The organism is Paenibacillus sp. 01L418, assembly GCF_056400045.1.
Map to the genome: position 1 here is coordinate 1 of NZ_JBFTSN010000690.1, position 1,932 is coordinate 1,932.

Genomic DNA, 1,932 nt, shown 5'->3' on the forward strand with positions numbered 1-1,932 from the left:
GTATTGGAACAACTGTCCATATAAGGATTCCAGCAAGGAAAAGGAATCTTATTATTCAAGAATGCATTCCAAATATTGCAGGATAAACAACGAAAAAGCCGCGTCCATTAGGAAGCGGCTTTTTACTTATTAAATTTATTTTCTGGATAAGCGAGCAGTTGGATCAGAAGATATGCATACTTTTGCCGATGGGATAAGAAGTAAGTTTGCTCCTGCTCCGTTATGATCATTTTATAGCAATACACCATTTTATTGGAGGCGATATTGATGGCGATATCTACATTGACGGAGCAAGAAGTACAGTTTTATAAGGAAAATGGTTATGCGCTGCATAAGAAACAGTTGTTTAGCGCAGATAAGATGACAGAGCTGACTAATATTTTTGAGGAGCAATGGGAGCTTGTGGGCCGGAAGCTGAACAGCGAGCTCGATACCCCGCATTTCCGTGATGAGCGACTACTTAAGTTTCTATTAAGCGATGAAGTGCTTGATCTGGTAGAGCCTTTAATTGGTCCTAACATTGGCTTGTGGTCTAGTCATTTCATCTGCAAAGAGCCGCTTATTGGCAAGCAAACGCCATGGCATGAAGACTCCGCATATTGGAACGGACGACTTAGCCGATTTGATAACATTGTGACCGTATGGCTGGCTATTGACCGCAGCTCTAAGGAAAATGGCTGTATGCGCGTCATCCCGGGAACGCATAACAATGGTTTCTCGGAGTACGAGCAGGTGGATGGCAATGACAACATTTTTGATACGGAAATTCGCAATAAGGATGAGTCAAAGGCCGTTTATTTCGAGCTTGAGCCAGGCGAGTGCTCTGTCCATGATTCTCGCATCATACATGGTGCAGCTCCTAACAAAAGTGAATTCCGCCGCTGTGGTTATACGATGCGTTATTTCTCAACGGATGCGCAAGTCTATACTGAAAAGAACCGTGGTCATAAAATCTGGCTAGCGCGTGGAAAAGATTTAGCCGGCAATCCTTTTGTCAATGTATAATAGGCTTAACAAAAGGGGGGACAGGTATTGGAATTGAGACGAATAAAAGCGTTGTGGGGAATGCAGGGTAGCTATGAGGAGCTTTTGACATATGCAGCAGAAGCAGGTTACTTTGGAATAGAAGCGCCGCTGCCGCCTGCCTCTGAAGAAAAGTCCTTTAAAGCGGCATTGGAAACAAATAAGCTGGCCTTCATCGCGCAGGTAAGTACACATGATGACCATCTCGATAGCTTCGAGAAACAAGTCATGCGAGCAACGGATTTTAATCCGCTGTTTATTAACTCGCAAAGCGCTAGAGACAGCATGTCAGAAGCGGAGCAGGATCGTTTTTTTGAAGGAGCACTTACAATTGAAGCAAGGTCTGGCCTTCAGGTCGGGCATGAAACCCATCGCAGCCGAGCGATGTTTACACCATGGACAACTGCAAGATTGCTGAAGCGTTTTCCTGACTTGCGCATCACTGCAGACTTCAGCCATTGGGTGAACGTATGTGAGTCGCATCTGGATAATCATGCGGATGAGCTTGCTCTTGCTATTGATCGCAGCATACATGTTCATGGCCGTGTCGGATTTCCACAGGGACCTCAAGTGCCACATCCTGGCGCACCTGAATACGCATCGGAGCTTGCTTTATTTACAGGCTGGTGGCAGCGGATATTTATGAAGCAAGCTGCGAAGGAAAGAGCTTGGACAACTTTTACAGCAGAGTTTGGTCCACCGAATTATATGCCGACGGTGCCTTTTACCAATAAGCCTATTGTTGATTTAATAGAAGTAAATCAATGGATGACCGATTTTATGGCTGCCAAATATGCCGAATGGTTTGACCATTAAAAGTCTGATAGGGGGAAATCGTCATGAAGTATGAATTAACGCCTGAGAGATTGCTTGGTAAAAACTTTTTGACCTTGTCATCCCCCTATAAGA

The 1,932-nt window shown here is 44.7% G+C and carries 2 protein-coding genes; both read left to right on the forward strand.

Annotated elements, in window-relative coordinates; genetic code table 11:
* The first annotated feature begins 267 nt into the window (after nucleotides 1-267).
* On the forward strand, nucleotides 268-1,005 hold the full coding sequence (locus AC1DSE_RS34705) for a phytanoyl-CoA dioxygenase family protein (RefSeq protein WP_477511081.1): 738 nt from the start codon (nucleotides 268-270) through the stop codon (nucleotides 1,003-1,005).
* 27 nt (nucleotides 1,006-1,032) lie between these two features.
* Nucleotides 1,033-1,839: a sugar phosphate isomerase/epimerase family protein gene (locus tag AC1DSE_RS34710; RefSeq protein ID WP_477511080.1), complete on the forward strand. Its 807-nt coding sequence runs from the start codon at nucleotides 1,033-1,035 to the stop codon at nucleotides 1,837-1,839.
* The last annotated feature ends 93 nt before the right edge of the window (nucleotides 1,840-1,932 follow it).

Excerpts from the sequence above, each read along its gene's own strand:
- AC1DSE_RS34705 (WP_477511081.1), top strand. The coding sequence starts at position 268 with ATGGCGATATCTACATTGACGGAGCAAGAAGTACAGTTTTATAAGGAA.